This window comes from Roseobacter sp. HKCCA0882 (assembly GCF_037805225.1).
GTDB lineage: Bacteria > Pseudomonadota > Alphaproteobacteria > Rhodobacterales > Rhodobacteraceae > M30B80.
The window spans coordinates 835,912-861,820 of sequence record NZ_JBBLYI010000001.1 but is presented as its reverse complement, the minus strand read 5'-3'; the positions used below and the strand labels follow the sequence as shown (position 1 = coordinate 861,820).

Sequence of the window (25,909 nt, the reverse complement as noted above, 5' to 3'; positions counted from 1 at the left end):
ATTACTCAAATACCACGGGCAAATCCGCCGCGCCGCAGTCAAGCCACGCGGGCACGGGCAAGCCCTTTTCACGCAGGAATTCAGGGTTGTACAGCTTTGATTGATAGCGGGTGCCATAGTCGCACAAAATTGTCACGATGGTATGACCCCGCCCCATCTCGCGCGCCATGTGAACCGCGCCTGCGATATTCACCCCTGATGAGCCACCAAGGCACAAGCCCTCCGTGCTGAGCAAATCAAACACGATCGGCAGCGCCTCTTGATCCGAGATGCGATAGGCGCAATCGGGCGTGAACCCCTCTAAATTCGCAGTAATGCGACCCTGCCCGATCCCTTCGGCGATCGAGGTTCCTGGCGCGTCAAAGGTTCCATTGGTGTAAAAGCTATAAAGCGCGGCCCCTTCAGGATCAGCCAAACCGATGCGCACGCCTTTGGGTTGCAGCGCGGCACCAACCCCCGCCAATGTGCCGCCGGATCCGACCGCGCAGATGAACCCATCCACCTTTCCCGCGGTCTGTTCCCAAATCTCGGGGCCTGTTGTCTCAATGTGCGCCTGACGATTGGCGGTATTGTCAAACTGATTGGCCCAAATCGCCCCATTAGGTTCGGATTTTGCAAGTTCAGCCGCCAAACGCCCCGAATATCGCACATAATTGTTCGGATTTTTATAGGGAGCCGCAGGCACTTGCACCAATTCGGCGCCTGCCAAACGCAGCATGTCTTTCTTTTCTTGGCTTTGCGTTTCGGGGATCACGATCACAGTGCGAAACCCAAGCGAGGCCCCGACAAGCGCAAGACCAATGCCCGTATTGCCCGCCGTGCCCTCAACAATCGTGCCGCCGGGCTTGAGATCACCGCGCGCAATGGCATCGCGGATGATGTAAAGGGCTGCGCGATCCTTAACCGACTGGCCGGGATTCATGAATTCCGCTTTGCCCAAAATCTCGCACCCAGTCTCATCGCTGACCTTGTTCAGACGGATCAGGGGCGTATTGCCAATCGAAGCAGAAAGATCGGAATAAATGGTCATAGCGCGCCCCTTTTTGGCAGAATTCTTTGCTTTCTCAAGGGATAGGTGGGATGGGGCGATAACTCAAGGGGCGTTGGCGCTATTGTGAGGGCCAGCCCCGCTCGGCACGCATGCGATCAAGCGCCATCAAGGATAGCAAAAGCGGCGCGTTGCTCAGGCGCGCCTCCCGCACAAGGCGAAAGGCTGCGTCAAAGGGTAAGGTTAAGGCGCGAATATCCTCTCCTTCGGCCAACAGGCCATGGGTGCTGTCATAATCCTGCGCCAAATCAGCAAGCCCGATGTAAGAAATCAGGATTTGCGCAACCGCCCCTTGGCTTGGGTAATACCGCCCGATGAGATGCAGCGCGTGCAGCGCGACCCCTGCTTCCTCGCGAGCTTCGCGCTGCGCAGTCTGCTCGTAGGTTTCGCCCTCGTCACATATGCCTGCCACAGTCTCATGCAGCCATGGGTTTGGATCACCTTGAACCACCGCGGCAGGGCGGAATCGTTCAATCAAAAGCACCAAGTCCCGCTTGGGATCGTAAGGCAGCACAGTGACAGCTTCGCCAAGATCAAGGATCAAACGCCCCGCAGGATCAGACAGGCTGCCATCAAATCGTTGATAGGAGGCTGCAATGTCAATTAAATTAAAAAATCCATTATAGACAATATCTTGATGAACGATACTCATGTTGCGCTTGGGGGTCTTGCCCACGGGCGGATGATCGCCCGCACGCAGATGGGCCTGCGCCCTTGCGCGAATAATCGGCAGGCGGGCGGCAACGACCTTGGCCGTTTCAATGCCATATGACGACATGATATCTTGCGCGGCCAAACGGGTGAGTGCGCCATGTGCCACAGCCCAAGTTGCAGGATCAAAGACCCCACCTTTCGGCCAAGACCCACCTTCAGGTGGCAGATAAATCTGCAGCGGTCGCGCCTCATGGGAAATGGTTATGCGGGAATATCCGAACACATCCTCATAAAAATCAATCCGTGCGAGATCGCCCGCATCCAACCCTTGCAAAATTTCTATCTCGCAGTCCGCCCCGCCCTCGGGCCAGATCATGGGATAATGCTGTCCTGCAACCATCGCCACACGATAGCCAGAGAGACGGGCAGATGGCATCTCGCCCCCTGCCCGCCCTAAGACAATCTTGAGGATATCAGGATCACGCAGCGTGCCGTAAAGCGCGAGATCAGTCATACTATCCCTCAGCTTGGCTTGCGCACCGTGATTTGGGTCACATCGCAATTGCGGAAATGAAAGGTTGCGGCACAAGAGGTTAGATAGAAATTCCACATCCTGCGGAAGCGATCATCAAACCCAAGGGCGGCCACCTCATCCCAACGATCGTTGAAAGTGTCACACCAACGCCGCAAGGTCTGGCTATAGCTTTCGCCAAATTCAATTGACCCCGCAACCTCAAGCCCCGCTTTTTGCACTTCTTCGCGCAAAACAACGGGCGATGGCAGCATACCACCGGGAAAGATATATTTCTGAATGAAATCGACCGTATTGCGGTAAATCTGCCAACGGCGATGCTGAACTGTAATAATTTGCAAAGTTGCCTGTCTGCCAGGTTTCAAGCGATCTCGCAGCGTTTTGAAATAGACGGGCCAATATTTCTCGCCAACCGCCTCGAACATCTCAATCGAGGCGATCCCATCATAAAGCCCCGTTTCATCGCGGTAATCTTGCATCTTGATCTCGACTTGATCAGACAGGCCCGCGCGGGCAATCCGATCAACCGCGTAATCATGCTGCTCGCGCGAGATGGTTAGGCCCGTGACCTTAAGGCCGCGTTCGCGCGCGGCATATTCGGCAAACCCACCCCATCCACAGCCGATTTCCAAAACATGATCCCCAGGCTGTGCGCCCATCTGATCCACCATCGAGGCGTATTTGGCGATCTGCGCGGCCTCAAGGCTTTCTTGGCCCGTTTGGAACAGGGCCGAGGAATAGGTCATCGTGTCATCAAGCCACAATTTGTAGAAATCATTGCCCAGATCATAGTGATAAGAGATATTCTTGCGCGCTTGAGATTTGGAATTGCTTTGCAGCCAAAACCGAAAGCGCTCGTAGGCGCGGGCGATTTTGAGACCCAAGAAACCATCATAGATATCGTCATTGCCCGCGTGAACCAGATCAAGAAAGGCTTGCAGGTCAGGGGTTGACCACCACCCATCCAAATAGGCCTCGGAAAACCCAAGATCCCCTTCGCGGATCAGGCGCGCAAACACATCCACATTGTGAATGTGAATTTCAGCAACAGGCCCCTGTCCAGCCCCTTCGGCGCGGAAGATGCGACCATCGGGCAGAACCATATCCAAACGGCCGTTTTTCATGTCCACAGATTTGGCAAAAACCGCCTCAAAATAGCGCGGTAGGTTTGGTTCACCTTTGGTGGTTGTTTTTATTGTCATCGTTCCCCCTGACACTATCAGCCAGTTTCGCCTTAAACCTGTGCAGGCTCAAGCGAATTCATCTCATCGTTGCATGTGTTAAGAATTTCGCGCGCTATATGCGGCAAGCGCCCGCGCGCGCCCCTCGGCCAGATCCACAATGGGTCGGGTGGGATAACCCATATTAGGCTGCAAATTCCACGACCGCGGCGCGGCTTCGAAGAAATCAAGCGCGGTTTGCGGTGCAGGGTTTGATAGCTCAGCAATCCAGCGCGCCCGATACCGCCCGTGCTTGTCGAATTTTTCGCCTTGGGTTTCTGGGTTGAAGATGCGGAAATAAGGGGCCGCATCAGGGCCAGAGCCCGCAACCCATTGCCACCCCATCGCATTGGCGGCGGGATCCCAATCAATCAGGCAATCGGCGAACCAATCAAGGCCAATTTTCCAATGGCACATCATATGTTTGGTTAGATAGGACCCCACCAACATCCGCGCGCGATTGTGCATGCGCCCCGTCACATACAGCTCGCGCATCGCAGCATCGATCACTTGAATGCCCGTCCGCCCCTGTTTCCACGCCAGAACCTGCGGGGCATGCGGGTCGGTGGCCCATGGGAAACTGTCCCAGTCAGGGCGCCAATTCTCAGTCGCAATCTGGGGCGAGTGATACATAAGATGATAGGCGAATTCGCGCCAAACCAATTCCTTCACAAAATGCTCGGCCCCCGCCGCACCATGGCGATGTGCCTCCCACCCCATATGCCAAATCTCGCGCGGGCTGATTTCTCCAAGCGAGAGATGCTCGGACAGGTTAGAACAGGCGTCTTGATCGAGAAAATCACGCTTGTCCTTATAAGCGCCCACCTTGTGATCGAGAAATTGCGCCAGACGGGTTTGGGCGGCCTCTGCCCCGATTTGCGCATAGCGCGCCAAAACCTCGGCGCCACCGCGCATTTGCGGCGCAAGGTTCAGATCCTCGGCCGATAGGCTGTCAAGCGCATGATCGACCCCGCGCAAGGCTGGCACAGGCAAGGGGCGCGCCACATCACGCCCCATCACCGCGCGCCAATAGGGGGTATAGACGCGGTAAAACCCGCCCTGCCCTGTTTGCACTTCCCATGGCTCGAACAGGAGATGGCCATTATGGCTCTGCGCAGCGATGCCTTGATCACGCAACGCGGTCTTGATGGCGCTGTCGCGCGCGCGGGCATGGGGGTCATAGAGCCTGTTCCAATGCACCGCCTTGGCCCCAGTCGTGGCCACAAGATCCGCCAAGACCGCATCAGCCGCCCCTTTGCGGATCACCAGATCAAGACCGTGGGCGCGATAGGCGTGGGCCAAGGCGCGCAGCCCCATTTCATAGCGCCAACGGGAGGCCGCGCCCATCTGATCAACGCTGTCATCCAAAACCACAACGGGGATCACAGGCCCCATGGCGGCGGCGGCCACAAGCGCTGGATTATCGCTGAGGCGAAAATCACGGCGGATCCAATATAGGACAGGCGCGTCTGTCATGGCCCCTCTTTATTATCTTTGGCCGCTGGCGCGATTGGCCTTGGCATTTCCTGTTTTGGGGCGGTGTCACAAGGCCCAACCCAATCTTTTGGGTGCAAGCTAGTGCAGCATCTGGCGGGTCAAGGTATGGGGGGTAAAATCTCGGGTCACAAACTGCTCAATGTTTTGGCGCTTGCCCGATCCCAAAGCGCGAATTTCGCGAATCCTCTTGCGTGATGGTTGGCTTCGCCCTAGCGTCCGTTGCGATTTTTCCCTTAACTCACAGGATCGGGATTGCTGCTTATGACCAAGAAAATGCTCTTTAGCACTGTTGCACTGATGGCGATGTCTGGTGTGGCCCTCGCCCAAGATAGCGAATTGACCGTGTTCGATTATTCGGGCTTTGAAGAACCCGGCTACCACCAACCCTATATCGACCAACATAGCGCAAGCCCCAGCTTTGTGTTCTTCGGGGATGAAGATGAAGCGTTTCAGCGTCTGGTCTCTGGGTTCAAATCCGATGTGACCCATATCTGCGCAGGCTCCGTGCCGCGTTGGCAAGAGTCGGGCATCATTGAACCATGGGATCAGAACCGCATCGCGGCCTTCAATGATCTGGACGCAAGCCTTGTGGGCCAAAATGTGCTTGCGGGCACGTCTGAATTGTTCTTCCTGCCCACCGATTACGGCACAACTGCGATCACCTATAACACCGAAGAGGTGACCGCTGAACAGGTGGCCTCCTTGCAGGTCTTCACTGATCCCGCCTTCGCGGGCCGCTTGTCGATCCCTGACAATGTCGATGACGCCTATGCGTTGGCCTATCTCGCCACGGGCGTGACCGATTGGACCAAAGCCACCGATGCCGAGTTTGAGGCGGCCACCGAATGGCTGCGTTCGATTCACGAAAACCTGCGCACCTATTGGACCGACCCCGCCGAATTGGGCCAGTTGATGGCATCGGGCGAGGTTCTGGTGGCTTGGGCTTGGAACGAGGTGCCCGTGGCATTGGCCGATGAGGGCTTCCCCGTTGGCTTCGCGCGCAACACGGTCGAGGGCACATCTGTCTGGCTCTGCGGCTATGTGAATATGGCCGATGCGCCAGGGTCGGAGGACAAGGCCTATGACTTCGTCAACGCGATGCAGTCCGAGGTGTCAGCACAGCCCCTGCTTGATGGCGGCTTTGGCACCGCCAATAGCGCGGCCCTTGCCGCCCTTGGCGCAGAAACGCTCGAGGCCAATGGCTTGGGCGAAGTGACCGTGCCCGTTCTGGCACAGCTGCCCATCAGCAACGACCGCCGCGAGGCACAGGCCGAGGCCTTTGTGCGGATCAAAGCAGGCTTCTGATTTAGGTCAGAAGGTGGAAACGAGACGAGCGCCCGAAAGGGCGCTCGTTTTGCGTTTGGGGGGGCGTGGGACGGACGCTAATCGAACCAACCATTAGAAGGCTGCCCCCCCTTCCCATCCGCCCCCACAGCGCCTATAATCCCCCTGTCCCCTTCGCGGGGCTATGGACATAAACGCGCTCGTAATAAGCGGATCGGACCCGGGGGCGGTACCCGGCGGCTCCACCATACCCCGTCATTTGCGGATCATGGGGCCGAAATAGGATCGACGAACGTCTAAAGGGGTTAGCTTTGTCTCGGTGAGATACCACCGTTATCGGTTCAAATCGTACAGTTGCAAATGACAACCGTGCTCCGGCAATGGCTCTGGCTGCGTAAGCAGTTCGGGTCGCCGAAACTAAGCCCTTGCGCCTAGCCGCGTAAGGCGGGGTCCGCAGGCACCTGGCAACAGAAGCCTGCACTTCCCCCCGATTGCCACCTAAATCGCGAAAAAGATTTTCTTGCAGATGCAAGGAAAAGTGATCCAATCCCCTGTTCCGGCCGAATAAGACGAAAGACAGGGCTTGGAAGGGTCAGATGGGCATCGTTGATATTCTAAATTTCGCGGCGGGCGCGATCACCATCGCCCTTGGCGCGCTTGGGTGGTTGGCCACGCGTTGGACGATGGATGTGCTTGATATGCGCGCAGGCCCCACCAATATGGCCTATACCGAAGTCTCTGCCGCCTCGGGCTGTTTGTTTGTGGGCCTTGGTCTGGGCGCGATCTTGATCAATGACCCGCTGGCATGGGTTGTGGTGGGATTGGCCTATGCGGGGGCGGCGCTTGGTCGGATCACCTCGATCCTGCGCGACAAGGCGTGGTCGCGTCAAAGCCTGACCTTTTTTGGCTGCGAGGCGGGATTAGCCGCGTGGTTGATCCTCGCAAACAGCTGAGGCGCGGGCCAAAACCGCGCTTTCTTTCCGTTCCGAATCTTCTATGCTTGGGTCTGCAGATGCAGTAAAGGCAATGATGATGAGTTCGAGTTCCAACGCCTCTATCCCCTATGGTCGCTTGATGCATCACGCGATGCGCAAGCTGATCCAGACTGTGCTAGAGGATGTTGCGGATAACGGCCTGCCTGGGAACCATCATTTCTTTATCACCTTCTCCACGGGCCATCCTGATGTGGAAATGGCCGATTGGCTGCGCGAGCGCTATGACGCGGAAATGACCATTGTGATCCAACATTGGTATGACGCGCTTGAGGTGGATGAGGACGGGTTTTCCATCGTTCTGAATTTTGGCGACAACCCCGAGGCGCTGCGCGTGCCTTTTGACGCGATTGTCACCTTTGTTGATCCTTCGGTTGAATTTGGTCTGCGGTTTGAATCGGTGGAAGCCGAAGATGACACCCCTGATCCAGACACCCCCGCCGAGGATGACCCCGTCACAGACCCCGACCTCGCCCCGAAAGGGGCCAAAGCGCAGGGCGAAGTGGTATCTCTGGATAGGTTCAGAAAAAATACCTGAAATTTGTGGGCATTCCGCATATTCGACATAAATAAATTACAATAACCCTGCATCGGATGCGGTATGAACAAACATCTGCGCCTATTCCTCTCTCAGATTGTGTCAAAACCCCATCAGGTTGCGGCATTGGCCCCCTCATCGGCGGCGCTGTGCCAAGAGATGGTCGCAGGTCTTGATCCCAATAAAGGCCCCGTGATCGAATTGGGCCCGGGCACGGGCAATATCACCCGCGCCATTTTGGGCCGTGGCATTGCCCCGCAGATGCTGCATTCGGTTGAGATGAACCCCAACTTTTGCACCCATCTGCGCGAGAGTTTTGCAGGGGTGAATGTCCATCACATGAGCGCCTGTGATCTCGAAAGATTAGGGTTAAACAATGTGCAGGCCGTGATCTCGGGCCTGCCGCTCCTGTCGATGCCCATTGGGGTGCAGCGCGATATTCTCAAAGGCAGTTTCAACAGCCTCGCGCGCGAGGGCAGCTTTGTGCAATTCACCTATGGGCCAAACCCTTCGGTAAATGCCGATCTGCGCAAAGAGATGGCCCTGTCATGGACACGCAGCGATAAGATTTGGCGCAACCTGCCCCCTGCCCGCGTCTATCGCTTTACGCGGCCGATGCACTAAATTCCCCGTTGCGATTAAGCAGCGCAGGCCCTATTTGGTATGCAACAGCATACTGGAGGATCTTTGATGACCCAAACCCGCACCGAATCCGATAGTTTTGGCCCGTTGGAGGTTCCTGCCGACCGCTATTGGGGCGCGCAGACACAGCGCAGCTTAATTAACTTCCCCATTGGGTGGGAGAAACAGCCCGTTGCCATCGTGCGCGCCCTTGGGATGATCAAACGCGCCTGTGCCGAGGCGAATAAGGCAAGCGGCAAACTGCCCGCGAACTTGGCCGATGCCATGATCACCGCTGCGCAAGAGGTGATCGATGGCAAGCTTGATGATCATTTCCCCCTTGTGGTGTGGCAAACAGGCTCTGGCACGCAATCCAACATGAACGCGAATGAGGTAATCTCGAACCGCGCGATTGAAATTTTGGGCGGTGTGATCGGCTCGAAAACCCCCGTTCACCCCAATGACCATTGCAATATGGGGCAATCGTCTAACGACACTTTCCCCACCGCCATGCATATCGCCGCCGCAATGACCGCGCGCGATGTGTTGCTGCCTGGCCTCGACAAACTGGCCACCGCCCTTGAGGCGAAGGCCAAGGAGTTCAGAGGCATTATCAAGATTGGCCGCACCCATACCCAAGATGCGACCCCGCTGACCTTGGGGCAAGAATTCTCGGGCTATGCGCAGCAAATGCGCAATGGGATCGCCCGTATCGAAATGGCCCTGCCGGGCATTTACGAATTGGCGCAGGGCGGCACAGCGGTTGGCACTGGCCTGAACACAGATAAAGGCTGGGACACCACCGTTGCGGCCAACATGGCGCGGATCACGGGCCTGCCCTTCATAACCGCGCCCAATAAATTCGAAGCCTTGGCCGCGCATGATGCGATGGTCTTTATGTCGGGCGCGATTAAAACAACGGCGATGGCCGCCTATAAGATCGCCAATGATATGCGCTTCTTGGGCTCTGGACCGCGATCGGGCCTTGGGGAATTGATCCTGCCCGAAAATGAACCAGGCAGCTCAATCATGCCCGGCAAAGTGAACCCAACACAGGCCGAGGCGATGACACAGGTCTGCGCCCATATCTTGGGCAATGATGCCGCGATTTCCTTTGCGGGCAGCCAAGGCCATTTTGAATTGAACGTCTATAACCCGATGATGGCCTATAACCTGCTACAATCCATGCAGCTGTTGGGGGATGCTGCAGATAGCTTTACCGAGCGTATGCTGAAAGACACACAGGCCAATGTCGAACGGATCGAAAAACTAATGCGCGAAAGCCTGATGTTGGTCACCGCGCTTGCGCCCACGATCGGTTATGACAATGCCACCAAAGTTGCAAAAACTGCGCATAAGAATGGCACCACCTTGCGCGAAGAGGCCATCAATCTGGGCTTTGTCGATGGGGAAACCTTTGACCGCGTGGTGCGGCCCGAAGATATGATTGGCCCAAAAGGCTAATCACTGCTGCATTTTCATCACGGATGATGGGGTGCCTCTTGCAGGCACCCCATTTTTCTTGCCAAATCACTGATGAAACCGCCAGATAGCCACCTTGCAAAGAGTGACGAGTATGAGCCAGATCATCAATCTACGCCGCGCGCGCAAGGAAAAACAACGCATGAAGAACCGCAAACAGGCATCTGAAAATGCTGTAAAATTTGGTCAATCAAAGGCTGAGAAATTACTCGCCGCCACGCGCAAGGCGCGTCTTCGCGAAGTGTTGGATCAGCATAAACTGACCCCCGATTCAGAATATGATGCAGAATGACTGACCGCCCCAAAAAGCATTCCCTCACCTTGCGCGGGCATCGCAGCTCCGTCTCATTGGAGACTCCGTTTTGGGAGGAATTCTGCGCTATTGCCGCTGCGCGCGGGCAGTCGGTGAATGCCCTAGCCGCAGAAATAGACGAGGCCCGTGGATTATCCTCGGGCCTTGCCACGGCGATTAGGTTATTTGTCCTAAAAGAATTGCGCGCTCAAAGAGACGCGCGGTAAATCTTATCAATATTCGCCCCAAGTGCCGCGTTAAATTCGGCATCAGATTGCGCCACATTTAAGCCTTCGGTCAGGGCACGGCTAAAGCTTGCTATCATTTTTGGGTTTTGCGACAGGCGCGCACAAGCGTCATCTGTGCTATAGCCCCCCGACAGGGCCACCACCCGCAAGACACAGGGGTGATCGGCCAAACCATCATAAAGCCCTGCTTCATTTGGAATGGTCAGCTTGAGCATCACCTCATGGCCAACGGCCAGTTGATCCAAATGGCGGGCAATGGCATCGCGCAATAGGGTTTCCGCCTCGGATTTGGTATCCGCGTGAATATTCACTTCTGGCTCAATAATCGGCACCAACCCTGCTGCGCAGACCTCTGCCGCAAGATCGAATTGCTGCGCCACGACCGCCTCGATGCCACCAGAATTGGCGGCATGGATGACCGAGCGTTCCTTGGTGCCAAAGACGCCAAAGGCGCGCGCATCTGACAAAAGCGCCGTTAAGCCCGAAATCGGTTTAAGAAGCTGCACATCATCGCGCGTCTCTTCCAAGCCTTTGTCGATTTTCAAAAACGGCACAACGCCCTTATCGCGCCACAGAAGTTCTGCCACAGGCGTGCCGTTGATCGTGTCGCGCATGGTGCGCTCGAACAGGATAGCGCCTAGAATTTTCTCGGCAGTGAAATCGCGCGCCATAATGATCCGAGCGCGCATCTGATGCATCAGCGCAAACATTTCCACCTCGCTGCTATAAGCATCTTCCGTGATGCCATAAAGCGCCAGCGCCTTCGGGGTGGAGCCGCCCGATTGATCCAAAGCGGCGATAAAACCTGCATCCGTCATGATGCGCGAGCGCATGTCTTGGAACATATCAAACATCGTAAAACCGCCTTTTTCTAGCTGCGCCTTTTTGGCTGCATACGCCAATAAAACAAGGCTGCATAGGGGCATGGGCGATGTTATCGCTACCGTTAGCGCTGCGTGATGTTTAGCCAAATCCCATTGGCGGCGCGCAGGGTTAGATGGGCCTGTTTCGCGGCCTTGCGGCGATACCGTTCGCGCAAGGCGCGTGGCAGCGCAGGGTCAAACCCTGGCACTGAGAACACCGCCCTATGGCGCACGATATGACCCACCCGATCCATGCGGCCAGACTATCGCCGAAAGAGTGGAAATTGCTATATGAAAAAGGAATCTTTAACCAAGCGCACCAAGGGCTGGGAAATTCTCTAAAAGCCAGAAAGAAAAGGCGGAAAACGCACCTGTCAAAAGGGCAAGCCCCACGACACTCAAAAGCGCCCCCATCAGCCGCTCGATCAGCTTCATATGGCGCTTGAGCCGCGCCATGACCCCCATCGCACGCTCAAGAAACAGCGCGCTTAGCAAGAACGGTATCCCCAATCCCGCGGCATATACCCCAAGTAAAATTGTGCCGCGTGCGAGACTGGCCTCATTCGCGGCTAAGGTCAGGATCACCCCAAGCTGCGGGCCGATGCACGGCGTCCAGCCAAAGGCAAAAGCCAAGCCCAAAACATAGGCCCCAAGCGCAGATCCGCCCCGATCACCCGCATCAAGCCGTGCTTCGCGATCCAACATCGGGATACGGAAAACCCCTAAAAAATGGAGGCCAAAAACGATGATCACCGCGCCCGAGATACGGGACAAAAGAATTTGGTTTTGCAGAAAAAACTGGCCGAAAATTGAGGCGGTAAAACCCAAGAATAGAAACACGGTCGAAAGGCCCAGAACAAAAAACAAGGCCGCAAGAACCGCACGATTGCGTCCCCGCCCCTTAGCCTCGTCTAGGCTGATCCCGCCCATATAGGCCAGATAAGGTGGAACAATTGGCAATACACAAGGGCTAAGAAAACTCAGCACCCCTGCGGTTAACGCCACTAGGATCGCGGGCAAAAGCGATGCGTCATATAGATCGATTCCGAACATAAGTTTGGCTTTAGGGCATTTTTGCCGCTGCGTCACCTATGGCCGCTCTGCGCAGGAGATCACATTCTTGTGGACGGCAGGCAGGCCCGCGCGCTAAGCCACACCCCATGCAAGACCATATCCCATATGAGATTGAAATTGATGCGCGCGATTTACGCTGCCCGCTGCCTGTTTTGCGTCTGCAAAAGGCGATACGGGCGGCGCAGATCGGCGCGGTAATCAAGCTCTGTGCCACCGATGCGATGGCCCAGATTGATGTGCCGCATTTTTGTGCCGAGGCGGGCCACGCCCTCATCTCATCTCACCAAGAGAATGGCACCTATATGTTTTTTGTAGAAAAGCAGGGTTAAGTGAAAACAGTAAACGCGCGGGGATCCCAACTGACGCGGGCGCGCGCGCCGACTTCAAGAACAGGGCGGCCCACCACATTGCGCATAGAAATCCGCACAGGGCGCGCAGCCCCATCAAGGCGCAAATCATAATAGGTCATATCGCCATAATAGACGACCTCATCCACCACACCTTCGGCGGTGCGCGCGGATTTGGGATCATCGTCAAAGAGGATCGACAGGGTTTCAGGGCGCAACCCAATGGAAACTGCCCCCGCAGCGCCTGATCCAACCACTTGCTCGGGGGCGATCTCCGCGCGGCCAAGCCCCGCGATATCTACAGAATAACCGCCTGAATGTGCCAAACTGCCCTCAAGGAAATTCATCATCCCGATGAATTCCCCTACCCTACGGCTGACAGGGCGGCGATAAAGCCGCTCGGGGTCATCCAATTGCGCGATCTCGCCCTCGAACATCACCGCGATGCGATCAGACATGACCAAAGCCTCTTCTTGGTCATGGGTCACAAGGATAAAGGTAATCCCCACTTCGCGTTGCAGTTTGATCAATTCAACCTGCATCACCTCGCGCATTTTTTTGTCCAAGGCCGAAAGTGGCTCATCAAGAAGCAAAACCTTCGGCTTTAGGATCAAGGCACGGGCCAATGCGACACGCTGCCTTTGCCCGCCCGAAAGCGCATGTGCCGCGCGCGCGCCATAGCCCCCAAGGCCCACCATTTCCAAGGCCTGCCCTACGGCGCGTGTCTTATCCGCTGCAGACATCCCCGATTTTCGCAAACCAAAGGCCACGTTTTGCTCGACATTCAAATGCGGGAAAATCGCATAGGATTGAAACACCATATTGGTCGGGCGATGGTTTGACGCCACCCCCTCCATATTCTTGCCGCCAAGCATGATCGCGCCTGAGGAGATATCCTCAAAGCCCGCAATCGCTCGCAAAAGCGTGGTCTTGCCACAGCCTGATGGCCCAAGCAGTGAGAAGAACTCACCCTGCCCGATTTCGGCCGTGATGCCCCGCAGCGCATGATAATCGCCGTAATATTTGTGGACATTCTCCAGACGGATGATTGGCTCTTGCTTGGTCATAAAAACCCTCCAACATCGCGCTTGCCTGCACGGCGCAGGCCACGGCGGCGGAAATATTCGGCAGTAATCAACAGAATAATCGACAACGCCACCAGCAATGTGCCAAGCGCCATGATCACAGGAACCCGCGCAGGAAAGCGCAGCAAACCCCAGATATACACGGGCAAGGTTGGCTCATTCCCAGACAGGAAGAAGGCGATGATAAATTCGTCCAGACTGATCGTGAAGCAGATCAAAAGGGACGCAATGATGCCAGGTGCGACAAGCGGCAAGGTGACAAGGCGAAAGGTGCTGAGCGGTGTTTCGCCCAAATCCACAGCCGCCTCTTCTAGGCTTTTGTCCATATTGGCAAAGCTGCCTTGCAGGATCGCAATTGAAAACGGGGTGCAGATTAAAACATGGCCCGCAATCACCGACCAAATCCCCGTGGACAGCCCCGCTTGGATCAACACCACCAATAGGGACACCGCCACGATGATTTCGGGCAGAACCAAGGGCAGCATGACAAAGCCCACAATTCCCCCTTTGGCAGGAAAATTATACCGCGTGGCCGCGCGTGCCGCGAAGAGGCCAAAACAGGTCGACAAGACCGCAACCGAGACCGCGATAAAGACGGAATTGCGCGTGGCCTCAACCAACGCTTGGGTGGTGAAAACCTCGATGAACCAGCCAAAGGTAAAGCCCTGCAACGGGAAGGCGATGACCGTGCCCGAATTGAAGGCAAATAATGGCAAAAGCATAATCGGTGCGTATAAAAACACCAAATAAAGGATCACATAGATCTTAAGACTTTGCCCCTTCATTTCGACTTGCCTCCGCGTGTCCACCGCAATGTGCCAATGATCATCACAAGCGAGACAAACCCCACCATCAGCATCGCCAAAACCGATAAGGTCGCCCCCATCGGCGCGTTATTGAGGCGCATGAATTGGGTTTGGATCATATTCGCAATCATCGTGCCATCCGACCCGCCCACAAGACGCGGGGTGACGTAATCGCCGATTGTCGGAATAAACACGATCAAAACCGCTGCCAAAACACCTGGCATCGCGAGGGGCAATGTGACACGCAAAAACACCATTACGCGATTTTCTCCCAAATCGCGCCCCGCCTCATGCAAGGATCGATCTATTTTCTCAAGGCTGACAAAAATCGGCAAAATCGCAAAGGGGGCATAAGCATGCGCCAAGGTGATCACCACGGAATTGGCCGAATAGAGGATCCAGGCCAAAGGCTCGTCTATCACACCAAGGCCCACCAATGTGCCGTTTACAGGCCCATCATAGGCCAAGATCACCCGCCACAAAAACACGCGGATCAGGTAGCTTGTCCAAAACGGGATTGTGATCAAAAACAGCCACAAGGATTTGCGTTCTGGGGCCACATAGAAAGACACGAAATAGGCCACGGGAAAGGCCAATACGACCGTGATGGCGGTCACCGATAACGATATGCGCAAAGAGCGCGACAGCAATTCCATATATAGCGGGTCTGTGAAGGCCTCACGGTAATTCGACAAAGTAAAGCTGCGATCAATCGTCATGAAATCCTGTGTCCAGAAGGAAAACAAAACAATCGCGGCCAAAGGGGCCGCCAGCAGCAAAACCGCGTAAATGAATGGGGGGGCGATCAGAACCATTCCTTTGGTCTCATCGCGGCGCAGGAACCTTCCCAGATCAAAGGATCGGGCCATTTATATCCCCCAAATTCGCCCCTAATCAGGGGTGCATAGCATTCGACCTTTAGAAGAAATCAATCTTTGCGCAAGGGATTCGATGCGTGAAGGCGCAAGATCGGGCGCTTGCGCGAATATTCTGCACAGTCGTGCCGCACCATTGCCTGCGCCTTGGCCCTTGCACCAACGCAGGCAAGCCTGTAGCCCCTTTTTCACCAACACTGACAGGCCCATCATAATATCCATGCCCCAATCTGCAAGCGCCTCCCTTGATAAGGTGAAAACCTATCTGATCAATTTGGATCGCGCACCTGCGCGCCTGGCCAAACTTGACGCGCGGCTTCAGGCGATTAGCCTTCCCTATCAGCGGATCGCGGCGGTGGATGGCAAAATGCTGCAGTTTCCGCATCCTGATTTCAGCGATTTGGCTTATCGCCTGCTGCATGGCCGCAGACGCGCGCCTGCTGAGGTTGGGTGTTACTTCAGCCATATCGAGGCCTTGCGCGAATTTCTAAACAGTGATGCGGATCACGCGCTGATCTTAGAAGATGACATTGCATTCGAGCCCGATTTTAGGCAGGTGATGCAGGCCGCAATCGCGCGCGCGGGCGAATGGGATATTCTGCGCCTCTCCACTGTGAACACGGGCCGCGCCATTCCCTATAGCGGGCTTACTGGGCGCTATCGCCTGGCCGTAGCCCTAACCCGAGAAAAAGGTGCGGGGGCCTATATGGTCAATCGGCGCGCGGCCAAATGGTTGGTGCGGCAACTGCCCATGCAGTTGGCCTATGACATTATGTTTGACCTCGAATATCTTGCAGGCCTGCGGGCGGTTTTCGTCAAACCCCTGCCTTGCGCGCAAATTACAGGCGAGGTGACGCAAATCCAAAACCAAGGGCCTGATTTCAAACTGCCCAAATGGCGCTATTTGACGGTTTTGCCCTATCGCGCATGGCTGGAAATCTCTCGCTTGATCATACGGATATTTCAACTATTCCGTGCATGGGGAAACAGCTTTCTACGATGAGATGAGCGCAGCAAAATAGAAGCTTTAATTAAAAATTATTGCATCAAATATTTTTTGCGCGCGTGTCTAAACTCAACCTTAAGCTGTTCGTTATCATCTGTAACTGAATATAGATGACGGATTCCTTCATGACCCTGCAGCGCGCCACACCACATAAGCATGATATTGATGGCGAAGAGGCCCGCCTTTCTGCAATCGCAGATCAGGCTCTCCTGTCCATGGTGAATGATACCCAAGCGGTCATTCATTTCAAAATTGACGGCACCATCATTACGGCCAATCACAACTTCCTTTCCACACTCGGCTATCGGTTAGATGAGGTGGTGGGAAAACATCACTCCCTTTTTGTGGATCCTGACTATGCCCGTAGCACGGCCTATGCGAAATTTTGGGATGATCTGAAGGGTGGCAAAATATTCACGGATCAATTTCCACGCCGCACCAAGACAGGTCAAACCATCTGGATCCAAGCCACTTATGCGCCCGTGAAGGATGAGAACGGCAATCTGACCCGTGTTATCAAAGTCGCGACCGATATCACCGAACGCGTCACTGCAGTCGAGGAAATCGCAGAGGCGCTATTTGCCTTGCGCGAGGGCGATTCAACCACGCGGGTCACCCTCAGCCAACTGCCTGATCTGGCCAAGGTGGCTGTGGCCTATAATGAGGCCGCAACGCAATTGGGTAATCTGATGCTAAATGCAACCAATGTCAGCCGCGAGGTGAAGGAGGTGGGTCACGCCATCAACAGCGCCGCAGATGCCTTGGCAAATCGCGGCACCGAACAGGCTGCGCAGATCGAACAAACGGCTGCTGCGGTTGAGGAACTCACCACTTCGACAAAGGCGAATGTCGACACCGCACGGCGGGTTCCGTCAGGGGCCAATTCCACCCGTGACCGCACCCGCGAAAGTGAGGCAGTGGTGGCCAATGCCGTTGCCGCCATGCATAAAATCAAGGAAAGCTCAGATCGCATTGCGCAAATCATTTCCGTGATTGACGGGATCGCGGCGCAGACCAATCTGCTATCGCTGAACGCCGCGATTGAGGCCGCGCGCGCCGGCGCAGCAGGGCGCGGGTTTTCGGTTGTGGCCTCGGAGGTGCGGCAATTGGCACAACGCAGCGCCGATAGTGCGCGCGAAATCAGCACCCTGATCGAAGAAAGCCGCCGCCATGTCACAGGCGGGGTTAATTTGGTCGATAAAACAGGCAGCAAACTGCGCCGCATCTTCGAAGATATTGGCCAAGTCGCCCATGAGGTCGATGGGATCGTGGCGGGTGTCAGCGAACAAAGCATCGCCCTTGCCGATATTAATAGCGCCATTTTTAATATGGAACGCGCAACCCAAGAAAACGCGACGATGGCTGAGGAATTGGTCAAAGACAGCGGCACCATGACCAAGGCCGCAACGGGCCTGACGGGGGAATTGCAGTTCTGTCAGCTTGGGGGGGCGACACAGGGCCATAACCACGCCTATCCAACACAGAACGGGCCAATGCCAACACCACAGGACTATGCGCGCGCCATGTAAATTGACCGCGCACAGAATGGGGACGCGTCAAAGGGACAAAGAAAAAGGCCACCCAAACGGGTGGCCTTTTTTGTAATCTTGAAAAGCGTTGATCCAGATTAACGCTTGGAGAACTGGAAGCTGCGGCGCGCTTTGCGCTTACCGAACTTCTTACGTTCTACAACGCGGCTGTCACGGGTCAGGAAGCCTGCCGCCTTCAGCGCGCCGCGCAAGGAGGGATCATAAAGCTGCAGCGCCTTAGAGATGCCGTGCTTTACCGCGCCTGCCTGACCTGACAAGCCACCGCCTTTGACGGTTGCCATCACATCAAACTGATCTTCCACACCAGCCACAGAGAAAGGCTGACGCAGGATCATCTGCAACACAGGGCGGGCAAAATAGGTTTTGATCTCTTTGCCGTTCACGGTGACCTTGCCAGAGCCTAGCTTGATCCAGACGCGGGCAACCGCATCTTTCCGCTTACCCGTTGCATAAGAGCGGCCAAGCGCATCGCGCACAGGCTCGCGGGGGGAGGCATCCATGGAAATGGATGTCGCACCTGCGGCGGGGGCAGAGCCCTCAGCCACGGCGCCTTTCAGCTCATCGAGCGAAGAGAGTGTCTCGGCCATGGTTTAGCTCCGCGTGTTTTTTTTGTTCATGGATGTTACATCCAGAACTGTGGGGTTTTGTGCCTCATGCGGGTGCGCTGCACCTGCATAGACGCGCAGATTGGTCATCTGGCGGCGCGACAGCGGGCCACCGGGAAGCATGCGCTTGACCGCCTGCATCACAACGCGCTCAGGATGCGCACCTTCGAGGATCTGGCCTGTGGTGCGGCTCTTGATCCCGCCGGGATAGCCTGTGTGCCAATAGTTTGGCTTGTTGCGCTTGTTGCCCGTCACCTGCACTTTTTCAGCGTTGATGACGATGACATTGTCGCCCATATCCATATGGGGCGTGAAGGACGGCTTGTGCTTGCCGCGCAGCCGCATGGCGATGATCGAGGCAAGACGACCGAGAACAACGCCCTCAGCGTCAATCACGATCCATGACTTGTCGATATCCGCAGGAGTTGCGGTAAAGGTTTTCATGTATACGTTCCTTGGTCTTAGATTTTGACCGAAAAAGAGGCCGCCTGTGCGACCCCCGTTAAAGATGGCAGGCTTATGCGGCAGAGACGGGGTGAGGTCAAGCCTTTTTGGCACGCCTAAATTCTGATTAATTAATAAAAATCAATTACTTGAATATGGGGTTATATTTTACCCCACAATTTCCTTCCCCAAAACCCGCAAAACTGCCTCTGCCGCGCGGGCCTTTGGGTCGCGATCCCCTGCCCCAAGCCGCGCCATGCTCACTTCGGCAGCTTGAATTTGATCGTTGCGCGCGGTCTGATCGCTCACCAACCGCTCAAGCGCCGTCAAAACAGGCGCAGGTTCAAATGCTTTCCCCAAAAATTCTGGGATATGGCGGGTTTCGCTGATCAAATTGACCAAAGTGACCGTGTCAATTTTCAACATCCACCGCATCAAAGCCCGTGACAGCGGCGCCATATCATAAGCAATCACCATCGGGGTTTTTGCGGCAGCCAATTCCAAAGACACTGTCCCCGAAGCCGCAAGCGCCAGATCCGCCGCCCCAAAAGCGCAGGATTTTTGATACGGATAGTCCGCGCCTGCGGCACGCGGATCGAGCAGGTGTGCCCTGGGCCCAAGATCCCAAGTGGCCATCATCTGCGCGACATCATCGGCAATGGCGGGGGCCGCAGGCAAAACGAGATGGGCGCGTGGATGCGCCTGCAGGAACCCGCGAGCAACCTGCCCAAATCGGGGGCCAAGCCGCACAATTTCGCCCCGCCGCGAACCAGGCAACATCAACAGCAACGGATCCCCTGCCCCAACACCAAGGCCCGCGCGATAGGCGCTACAGTCCTCGGGCGCGGCTTGCGGCATCTGCGCGACTGGATGCCCCACAAAATCACAGCCCATCCCCACAGCCTGCATCAATGGCGGCTCAAACGGGAACAGCGCTAGCACATGATCAACAAAGCGTGCCATTTTACGCGCACGCCCCGCCCGCCATGCCCAGACAGTTGGGGCGACATAATGGATCACAGGAAGCTTTGTTGCACGTTTCTTGACCTGCTTTGCCAGGCGCAAGCAAAAATCAGGGCTGTCTATAGTGATGAGCGCATCAATCTGCCCCTCAATCACCGCATTGGCCGCCTGATCGCGGCGCTTGAACAAATGCCGAAGGCGCGGCAGCACCTCGGCTAGCCCCATGACCGACAGATCAGACATGGGAAAGAGGCTGTTTAGCCCTTCGGCCTGCATCAACGGGCCACCAATGCCTGAGAATTCAATGTCAGAACGCGCGGCCTTCAGCCCCGCCATCAGGCTGGCCCCAAGCGCATCGCCCGAAGGTTCGCCCGCAATGAGAAACAGTTTCACGGCACGGCCCATAGGGTGATGCCCGCCGATGCCGCGCGGGCGAGAACATCGGCCCGCTCAAGGATCAGCGCGCCACCTGCCTGCACCACCAAGCCAGACAGCCCCGCCTGTTGCATCATCGCAATTGTCTGCGGGCCAATTCCGGGCATATCAACGCGCAAATCCTGTCCTGCCTTGGGGCGCTTCATCAGAACACCCCCCGAATTGGGGCAGGTCTGCGCCACGAATTCCAGCATCGCATCTGTGCCCGGTAGCGTTTCAATCGCCAGAACTTGGCCCTTGGCCACCACGGCGCCTTGGCCGACATCTTGGGGCGCAAGGGCCGCCAAAACGGCGGCAGCGCGATGTGCATCAGCGTGCAAAGCTGCGCTGACCTCGCCCACCATCACGCCCTCGGACGCCAAGAGATCGGGGCGGATGTCATGCGGGGCGCAAATGGTGAATCCCTGCTCCTCCAACAGCGCGATCACGGCGCGCAACAGCCCGTCATCGCCCTGCTGCAAGGCCGCCATAAGGCGCGGCATTAGCGCGGCCGTGCCCGCATCAAGCGCGGTGGGTTCAAACACGGGGCGGCGCATTGCACCTGCAAGGCACAGCTCCGTCACGCCTTCGGATTTCAGACGCGCAAATAGGGAGGCCAATTGCTCAAACCGCGCCTCAATCTGCTGCGATGCGCGGGCGTCCACCGGCGTGCCGTGGAAGGTAACCAATATCGCGTCCCCCGCCTCAACCAGCGACTGCGGAAGGGCACCCCCACCTGCCAAGATTGCGCGTTTTGGCATGATTCCCCCGTTCAACCCGGCGTTAAGAATGACCGATCCGAGCCTTTGAGCACAAAATCCACCACATCCCGCACATATTGGGAATTTGGTGCCTCCTCTGATAGACGGCGCGCGCGTTCCTGAAATGCACCTTCGCCTTGCGCCAAGGCCTGATAGGCGGCGCGCAATGCGGTGATATCTTCCTTGGCCACGCCACGGCGTTTTAGGCCCACCAAATTCAGTCCATCCAAGGCCCCGCGCGGGCCTTGGACAAGGCCATAGGGAATGACATCATTGGTTACCATCGTGACCGCGCCGATGATGGCCCCACGCCCGATGCGCACAAATTGGTGGATGCCCGAAAGCCCGCCGATGATCACGCCATCCTCAATGATGCAATGGCCTGCAATGGCGGATTGGTTGGCCACCACAACATGGTTGCCCACGATTGCGTCATGGCCAACATGCGCGCCTGTCATAAAGAGGTTGTCATCACCAACACGGGTGATCCCGCCCCCGCCATCTGTGCCCGTATTCATGGTCACACCTTCGCGGATGCGGTTGCGTTTGCCCACAATCAGCTGCGTCTTTTCACCCGCATATTTCAAATCTTGCGGAATATCGCCGATATTCGCGAAGGGGAAAATCACGGTTTCAGCGCCAATTTCGGACAATCCTGTGACCACGGCGTGGGATTTAAGCACCACCCCCTCATGCAAGGTCACCTCAGGGCCAACATGGCAAAACGGACCAATCTGGCAGCCCGCAGCGATATTTGCCCCGTTTTCAACGACAGCCGATGGATGGATCGAGGCCGAAGGATCAATCGCCATTACGCCGCCTCACCCGTGGCACCCTCAAGATCCATCATCGCGGTAAATTCAGCCTCAGCTGCCATTTCCCCCTCGACAGTGGCCTGCCCCTTAAAGCGCCAGACCTTACCACCGGGTTTGCCGCGCGTGGTTTCGATTTTCAGCTCGAGCACATCGCCCGGCACAACCTTGCGGCGGAATTTGCAACCATCAATGCCCATGAAATACACAAGCAAATTGCGATCCGCCATATCCATAGCCACCCCAACCATCACTGCGGCGGTTTGCGCCATCGCCTCGATGATGGTGACGCCGGGCATAATGGGGGCGGATGGGAAGTGACCCTGAAAATGAGGCTCGTTAAAGGTGACATTCTTGATGCCCGTGGCCGAATGATACCCTTCGATATCGCGCACGCGGTCAATCAACAAAAACGGATAGCGATGCGGAATAATCCGCTGGATCAGATGAATATCTGCCTCTTTCGGCTTCTCGCCCGTCATTTTGGTCTTCCTTTATCAAATTCCGCCTTGCGTGGGTGGGACGTTCGCATCCCCCCGCGGCCTTGCATCTCTAGCACTTTGGCGCCCCTTGGGGCAAGCCTGCGCAAGCGGCCTTAGCGCCCTTCAAATGTGGGTTTGCGCTTATCGTTAAACGCCAAAACGCCTTCTTTGAAATCGCGCGTGCGGCTGAGCGCGCCTTGATGCGCGGCTTCTTGCAGCATTTGCGCCTCAAGCCCCTGTTGCGCAGAGGCGCGCAGTGCAGATTTTATCTTGCTATAGGCCTGTGTGGGGCCACTGGCCAAATGCGCGGCGCGGGCGCGCCATGTGGCGTCAAATTCGGCCTCACTAGTGGCTTGCCAAATCATCCCCATCGCTTCGGCCCCCCGCGCGGTGACAGGTTCGCCAAAAAGTGCGGCCCCCATGGCGCGGGCCTGCCCCACGAGGCGGGGCAAAACCCAAGTTGCCCCCGCATCAGGCATGAGGCCGATTTGCGCAAAAGCTTGGATAAATCGCGCATTTTCGGCGGCAATGACGACATCACAGATCAAGGCAAGGCTTGCACCCGCCCCCGCCGCCACGCCATTGACCGCCGCAATCACAGGGATCGGGCAATCGGCAATCGCCGAGATCAGCGGCATGTATTCATCCCGCAAAACCCGCTCAAGATTGAGATCAGCCACACGACCCGCATCGCCCAGATCCTGTCCCGCGCAAAAGGCGCGACCTACGCCTGTGATCACCAAAACCCGCGCAGAGGCCCCCGCCTGACCAATTGCATAGGTCAATTCGGCCCGCATCTGCGTGTCGAGCGCATTTAAGACATCGGGACGATTGAGCGTAATCACCGCAATGCCATCATCCAATTCATAGAGAATCCGCTCGTAGTTCATGATCGCCTCAATTTGGGTTTGGAAGGCTCAACTTTGCTTGTCGCCAAGAATACGCGCAAGCGCGGCCTGCTCTTCTGGGGTGAGCTCTGCTTCTGTGGGGTTCGTGCTGCGCGCTCGCGTGCGGATAAAGGCAAAGGCCACACCAAAGCCCAACAAAAGCAAGGCAGGCCCTGCGAGCCAAAGTGCCAGATTGCTGCCCGACATCGGCGGACGCATCAGCACATATTCACCATATCGATCCACCACCTCTGCGATGACCTGCTCGTTGCTATCGCCCATCATGATCCGTTCGCGCACGAAAATGCGCAGATCACGGGCGACTGTGGCGTTGCTTTCGTCAATCGATTCATTGCGACACACCACGCAGCGCAAATCTGCTGAAATCTCACGCGCCCGCGCCTCGAGGGCAGGATCAGGCAAAACCTCATCAGGCTGCACCGCAAGCGCGGGGGTTGCGATCAACCATACTGCGGCAAGCGCGGCTTTTACTAAGGCCCGCGTCATTCCGCAGGCACCCCAACAACCGCGCGATCCCGCGCGGCCCCCGCCGCGACACGATAGCGCCGATCGGTCAGGCTGAGCGCCCCGCCAAGCGCCATGATAATTGCGCCCCCCCAAATCCAATTTGCAAAAGGTTTGATCCATGTGCGCACGGCCCACCCCCCATCCAACTGGGGATCGCCAAGCGCCACATAAACGTCACGGGTAAAGCCACTGTCGATCCCTGCCTCTGTGGTGGGCATGCCCGCCACGGGATATATCCGCTTTTCAGGGGTCAAAAGATCCACGATACGCCCGTCTTTGGCGACTTCGACAAAGGCCATGGTTGAGATGTAATTTGGCCCTTGCACCTCGCGCACATCGCGCACTGTCAAATGATAGGCGCCCACATCGAACTCTTCGCCGATTTGCGCCACGCGGATATCTTCGATTTGATAGGTAACCAAGGCCCCCACACCAATAAAGGTGATGCCTAGCCCTGCATGGGCCACGGCCTTGCCCCAATCGGCGCGCGGCAGGCGGGTCAGGCGGCCAAATTTCGCGGCAATCTCACGCCCCTGCCCTGTGCGCTGCCACAGATCAACCGCGGCCCCTGCAACCAGCCAAACCCCAAGCGCGATGGTAATCAACCCCGCCAAGGAGCGCCCCGTTCCAAGCGCATAAAACAACCCCAAAAGCGCGATGGTCAAAAGGGCCACACCACTCATCAGGCGCATGGCACGGCCAAGCTGCGCGCGTTTCCACGGCAACACCGCCCCAATAGGCAAGGCCACCGCAATGGCAAAGGCGAAAGGCGTGAAGGCCGCATTAAAGAAAGGTGGCCCCACCGAAACTGTGCGGCCCCAGAACATCTCTGCCACCAAGGGCCAGATTGTGCCGATGAACACAACAAAGGATGACACCGCCAAAAGAAGGTTATTCAAGACCAAACCGCTTTCGCGGCTCACAGTTGAGAACACGCCCTTAGCCTCCATCGCGCCAGCACGGAAGGCATAGAGCGTAAAGGCTCCGCCCATGAAAACGGCTAAGATTAGTAGGATGAACATCCCGCGCTCTGGATCATTAGCAAAGGCGTGAACCGATGTGATTATGCCCGAGCGCACGATAAATGTGCCGATCAGCGAGAAACCAAAGGCCAAAATCGCCAAGAGAATTGTCCAGCTTTTCAGCGCCTCGCGTTTTTCGACCACAATTGCCGAATGCAACAGAGCCGCCGCAATCAACCACGGCATGAAAGAGGCGTTTTCAACTGGATCCCAGAACCAGAACCCGCCCCAACCAAGCTCGTAATAGGCCCACCAAGACCCAAGTCCGATCCCGATGGTCAGAAACACCCATGCCGCCAAAGTCCAAGGGCGCACCCATCTGGCCCATGCTGCATCAACGCGCCCTTCGATCAAGGCCGCCACAGCAAAAGAAAACGCCATGCTAAGGCCAACATACCCCAAGTATAAAAACGGCGGGTGAAAGGCGAGACCAGGATCTTGCAGAAGCGGGTTCAAATCTTGGCCATTAAAGGGCGGCAGTTCGAGCCGCAAAAACGGGTTCGATGTGAACAAAATAAAGGCGTAAAACGCAACCCCCACCGAAGATTGCACGGCTAAGACGCGCGCGCGCAGGCGCGGCGGCAGGTTTGCACCAAACCACGCGGCTGAGGCCCCGAATAGCGCCAAAATCAAAACCCATAGAAGAAGCGAGCCTTCGTGATTGCCCCAGACACCGCTGATTTTATACAGCAGCGGCTTGTCGGTATGGGAATTGGCAACAACCAAATTCAGCGAGAAATCAGAGGTCACAAAGGCATAGGTCAGCGCGGCAAAGGAAATCGCCACAAGCGCGAATTGCAAGCTGGCCGCAGGGCTGGCAACCGCCATCCACGCGCTCCAATTTTTATGTGCGCCAATCATGGGCACAATCATTTGGAACACAGCCACGGCAAAGGCCAAAACCAAAGCAAAATGGCCAAATTCAACGATCATCTCTGCCCTCCTTCATCACAGCGCGACCCGCATGATCTAGATTT

General features: G+C 56.4%; 29 protein-coding genes and 1 other RNA gene. 11 read left to right on the top strand and 19 right to left on the bottom strand.

Annotated features, from left to right (window positions below; genetic code table 11):
• Window position 1: 1 nt before the first annotated feature.
• From AAC622_RS04510 to AAC622_RS04495, 4 genes are all read right to left on the bottom strand, one after another.
• On the bottom strand, window positions 2–1,030 hold the full coding sequence (locus tag AAC622_RS04510; protein ID WP_340251014.1) for a cysteine synthase A: 1,029 nt from the start codon (window positions 1,028–1,030) through the stop codon (window positions 2–4).
• 79 nt (window positions 1,031–1,109) lie between these two features.
• The gene (locus AAC622_RS04505) at window positions 1,110–2,216 is read right to left on the bottom strand and encodes an NUDIX domain-containing protein (protein ID WP_340260532.1); all 1,107 of its coding nucleotides are present in this window, start codon (window positions 2,214–2,216) and stop codon (window positions 1,110–1,112) included.
• 8 nt (window positions 2,217–2,224) lie between these two features.
• Window positions 2,225–3,436: a cyclopropane-fatty-acyl-phospholipid synthase family protein gene (locus tag AAC622_RS04500; RefSeq protein WP_340260531.1), complete on the bottom strand. Its 1,212-nt coding sequence runs from the start codon at window positions 3,434–3,436 to the stop codon at window positions 2,225–2,227.
• A gap of 78 nt (window positions 3,437–3,514) precedes the next feature.
• On the bottom strand, window positions 3,515–4,930 hold the full coding sequence (locus AAC622_RS04495; RefSeq protein ID WP_340260530.1) for a cryptochrome/photolyase family protein: 1,416 nt from the start codon (window positions 4,928–4,930) through the stop codon (window positions 3,515–3,517).
• A 282-nt stretch (window positions 4,931–5,212) separates the two neighbouring features.
• Between AAC622_RS04495 and AAC622_RS04490 the strand changes: the two genes are divergently transcribed.
• From AAC622_RS04490 to AAC622_RS04455, 8 genes are all read left to right on the top strand, one after another.
• Complete coding sequence (locus AAC622_RS04490; RefSeq protein WP_340260529.1) at window positions 5,213–6,256, top strand: extracellular solute-binding protein; 1,044 nt, start codon at window positions 5,213–5,215, stop codon at window positions 6,254–6,256.
• Between the two features lie 107 nt (window positions 6,257–6,363).
• Window positions 6,364–6,717: a transfer-messenger RNA gene (gene ssrA, locus AAC622_RS04485) on the top strand.
• Between the two features lie 114 nt (window positions 6,718–6,831).
• Window positions 6,832–7,188 (top strand): DUF4345 family protein, encoded by a 357-nt coding sequence (locus AAC622_RS04480; protein WP_317654854.1) that lies wholly within the window; start codon window positions 6,832–6,834, stop codon window positions 7,186–7,188.
• 79 nt (window positions 7,189–7,267) lie between these two features.
• Window positions 7,268–7,765, top strand: a complete 498-nt coding sequence (locus tag AAC622_RS04475) for an SspB family protein (RefSeq protein WP_340260528.1) — start codon at window positions 7,268–7,270, stop codon at window positions 7,763–7,765.
• A 63-nt stretch (window positions 7,766–7,828) separates the two neighbouring features.
• Complete coding sequence (locus tag AAC622_RS04470) at window positions 7,829–8,389, top strand: class I SAM-dependent methyltransferase (protein ID WP_340260526.1); 561 nt, start codon at window positions 7,829–7,831, stop codon at window positions 8,387–8,389.
• Window positions 8,390–8,455: 66 nt separating this feature from the next.
• A complete protein-coding gene (gene fumC / locus AAC622_RS04465) occupies window positions 8,456–9,850 on the top strand; it encodes a class II fumarate hydratase (protein WP_340260524.1) in 1,395 nt (464 codons plus the stop codon).
• Window positions 9,851–9,962: 112 nt separating this feature from the next.
• Window positions 9,963–10,160, top strand: a complete 198-nt coding sequence (locus AAC622_RS04460) for a DUF4169 family protein (RefSeq protein ID WP_340260523.1) — start codon at window positions 9,963–9,965, stop codon at window positions 10,158–10,160.
• On the top strand, window positions 10,157–10,387 hold the full coding sequence (locus AAC622_RS04455) for a ribbon-helix-helix domain-containing protein (protein ID WP_340260522.1): 231 nt from the start codon (window positions 10,157–10,159) through the stop codon (window positions 10,385–10,387). The genes AAC622_RS04460 and AAC622_RS04455 overlap by 4 nt, the downstream gene beginning before the upstream one ends.
• Here the strand turns inward: AAC622_RS04455 and AAC622_RS04450 are convergent.
• The 3 genes from AAC622_RS04450 to AAC622_RS04440 form a co-directional block, all read right to left on the bottom strand.
• Complete coding sequence (locus AAC622_RS04450; protein ID WP_445322596.1) at window positions 10,369–11,262, bottom strand: fructose bisphosphate aldolase; 894 nt, start codon at window positions 11,260–11,262, stop codon at window positions 10,369–10,371. The two genes, AAC622_RS04455 and AAC622_RS04450, sit on opposite strands and share 19 nt — an antisense overlap.
• 92 nt (window positions 11,263–11,354) lie before the next feature.
• Window positions 11,355–11,525 carry a hypothetical protein gene (locus tag AAC622_RS04445; protein ID WP_340260521.1) on the bottom strand — a complete coding sequence of 57 codons (171 nt, stop codon included), beginning with the start codon at window positions 11,523–11,525 and terminating at the stop codon, window positions 11,355–11,357.
• A 52-nt stretch (window positions 11,526–11,577) separates the two neighbouring features.
• Window positions 11,578–12,324 (bottom strand): cytochrome c biogenesis CcdA family protein, encoded by a 747-nt coding sequence (locus AAC622_RS04440; RefSeq protein ID WP_340260520.1) that lies wholly within the window; start codon window positions 12,322–12,324, stop codon window positions 11,578–11,580.
• 107 nt (window positions 12,325–12,431) lie between these two features.
• On the opposite strand from AAC622_RS04440, the gene AAC622_RS04435 reads away from it, so the two are divergent.
• Window positions 12,432–12,674, top strand: coding sequence for a sulfurtransferase TusA family protein (locus AAC622_RS04435; RefSeq protein WP_340260519.1), 243 nt, complete (start codon window positions 12,432–12,434; stop codon window positions 12,672–12,674).
• Here the strand turns inward: AAC622_RS04435 and AAC622_RS04430 are convergent.
• From AAC622_RS04430 to AAC622_RS04420, 3 genes are read right to left on the bottom strand one after another with little or no spacing between them, the layout of a single operon-like run.
• Complete coding sequence (locus AAC622_RS04430) at window positions 12,671–13,759, bottom strand: ABC transporter ATP-binding protein (RefSeq protein WP_340260518.1); 1,089 nt, start codon at window positions 13,757–13,759, stop codon at window positions 12,671–12,673. The genes AAC622_RS04435 and AAC622_RS04430 overlap by 4 nt on opposite strands.
• Window positions 13,756–14,562: an ABC transporter permease gene (locus tag AAC622_RS04425; RefSeq protein ID WP_340260517.1), complete on the bottom strand. Its 807-nt coding sequence runs from the start codon at window positions 14,560–14,562 to the stop codon at window positions 13,756–13,758. The genes AAC622_RS04430 and AAC622_RS04425 overlap by 4 nt, the downstream gene beginning before the upstream one ends.
• The gene (locus AAC622_RS04420) at window positions 14,559–15,452 is read right to left on the bottom strand and encodes an ABC transporter permease (protein WP_340260516.1); all 894 of its coding nucleotides are present in this window, start codon (window positions 15,450–15,452) and stop codon (window positions 14,559–14,561) included. Before AAC622_RS04420 ends, AAC622_RS04425 begins: the two co-directional genes overlap by 4 nt.
• 226 nt (window positions 15,453–15,678) lie before the next feature.
• On the opposite strand from AAC622_RS04420, the gene AAC622_RS04415 reads away from it, so the two are divergent.
• Window positions 15,679–16,461 (top strand): glycosyltransferase family 25 protein, encoded by a 783-nt coding sequence (locus AAC622_RS04415; protein WP_340260514.1) that lies wholly within the window; start codon window positions 15,679–15,681, stop codon window positions 16,459–16,461.
• Between the two features lie 128 nt (window positions 16,462–16,589).
• Window positions 16,590–17,993 (top strand): methyl-accepting chemotaxis protein, encoded by a 1,404-nt coding sequence (locus AAC622_RS04410; protein WP_340260513.1) that lies wholly within the window; start codon window positions 16,590–16,592, stop codon window positions 17,991–17,993.
• A 98-nt stretch (window positions 17,994–18,091) separates the two neighbouring features.
• On the opposite strand, the gene rpsI is transcribed toward AAC622_RS04410, so the two are convergent.
• From rpsI to AAC622_RS04365, 9 genes are all read right to left on the bottom strand, one after another.
• The gene (gene rpsI, locus AAC622_RS04405; protein WP_340260512.1) at window positions 18,092–18,601 is read right to left on the bottom strand and encodes a 30S ribosomal protein S9; all 510 of its coding nucleotides are present in this window, start codon (window positions 18,599–18,601) and stop codon (window positions 18,092–18,094) included.
• A 3-nt stretch (window positions 18,602–18,604) separates the two neighbouring features.
• Window positions 18,605–19,063 carry a 50S ribosomal protein L13 gene (gene rplM / locus AAC622_RS04400; protein ID WP_340260511.1) on the bottom strand — a complete coding sequence of 153 codons (459 nt, stop codon included), beginning with the start codon at window positions 19,061–19,063 and terminating at the stop codon, window positions 18,605–18,607.
• A 168-nt stretch (window positions 19,064–19,231) separates the two neighbouring features.
• Window positions 19,232–20,419: a lipid-A-disaccharide synthase gene (lpxB, locus tag AAC622_RS04395; RefSeq protein ID WP_340260510.1), complete on the bottom strand. Its 1,188-nt coding sequence runs from the start codon at window positions 20,417–20,419 to the stop codon at window positions 19,232–19,234.
• Window positions 20,416–21,201: an LpxI family protein gene (locus AAC622_RS04390; protein WP_340260509.1), complete on the bottom strand. Its 786-nt coding sequence runs from the start codon at window positions 21,199–21,201 to the stop codon at window positions 20,416–20,418. Before AAC622_RS04390 ends, lpxB begins: the two co-directional genes overlap by 4 nt.
• Window positions 21,202–21,212: 11 nt before the next feature.
• Window positions 21,213–22,013 carry an acyl-ACP--UDP-N-acetylglucosamine O-acyltransferase gene (gene lpxA, locus AAC622_RS04385; RefSeq protein WP_340260508.1) on the bottom strand — a complete coding sequence of 267 codons (801 nt, stop codon included), beginning with the start codon at window positions 22,011–22,013 and terminating at the stop codon, window positions 21,213–21,215.
• Window positions 22,013–22,495, bottom strand: coding sequence for a 3-hydroxyacyl-ACP dehydratase FabZ (gene fabZ, locus AAC622_RS04380; protein WP_340260506.1), 483 nt, complete (start codon window positions 22,493–22,495; stop codon window positions 22,013–22,015). The genes lpxA and fabZ overlap by 1 nt, the downstream gene beginning before the upstream one ends.
• A gap of 113 nt (window positions 22,496–22,608) precedes the next feature.
• On the bottom strand, window positions 22,609–23,385 hold the full coding sequence (locus AAC622_RS04375; RefSeq protein WP_340260504.1) for an enoyl-CoA hydratase-related protein: 777 nt from the start codon (window positions 23,383–23,385) through the stop codon (window positions 22,609–22,611).
• Between the two features lie 27 nt (window positions 23,386–23,412).
• The gene (locus AAC622_RS04370; RefSeq protein WP_340260503.1) at window positions 23,413–23,889 is read right to left on the bottom strand and encodes a cytochrome c-type biogenesis protein; all 477 of its coding nucleotides are present in this window, start codon (window positions 23,887–23,889) and stop codon (window positions 23,413–23,415) included.
• Window positions 23,886–25,865, bottom strand: coding sequence for a heme lyase CcmF/NrfE family subunit (locus AAC622_RS04365; RefSeq protein WP_340260502.1), 1,980 nt, complete (start codon window positions 25,863–25,865; stop codon window positions 23,886–23,888). The genes AAC622_RS04370 and AAC622_RS04365 overlap by 4 nt, the downstream gene beginning before the upstream one ends.
• Window positions 25,866–25,909: the final 44 nt, after the last annotated feature.